The sequence below is a fragment of the Paenibacillus sp. F024 genome, assembly GCF_057814255.1.
Genome location: NZ_JBVASZ010000219.1, coordinates 1 through 241, shown reverse-complemented (window position 1 = coordinate 241; position 241 = coordinate 1). Strand labels below are relative to the sequence as shown.

Sequence of the window (241 nt, the reverse complement as noted above, 5' to 3'; positions counted from 1 at the left end):
ATGGAAACTGTCATGAACTTGGAGCGACAGTGAAGAATCCTCCGGCGTATGGGGATCGGCATGGCATGAAAGAGGATGCAGTGAACTGGGGAGACCCTCCCCTGCACGAGAAGTTTTTTTTTTTTTTTCGTAGCAAGATGCTTTATAAGCTAATAAGCGAAGTGAGTCATCTGCAGGAAGGGAGTCCGAGGGGCGAATAGTACCGGAGAACGCAGAACAACACAACCTGCGGGAGGGAAGG

The 241-nt window shown here is 50.2% G+C and carries 1 protein-coding gene; it reads left to right on the top strand.

The annotated features are described in order from the left end of the window. On the top strand, nucleotides 1-200 hold a 200-nt coding region (locus tag ACZYR9_RS28015; protein WP_488981536.1), incomplete at its 5' end, for a hypothetical protein. Nucleotides 201-241: the final 41 nt, after the last annotated feature.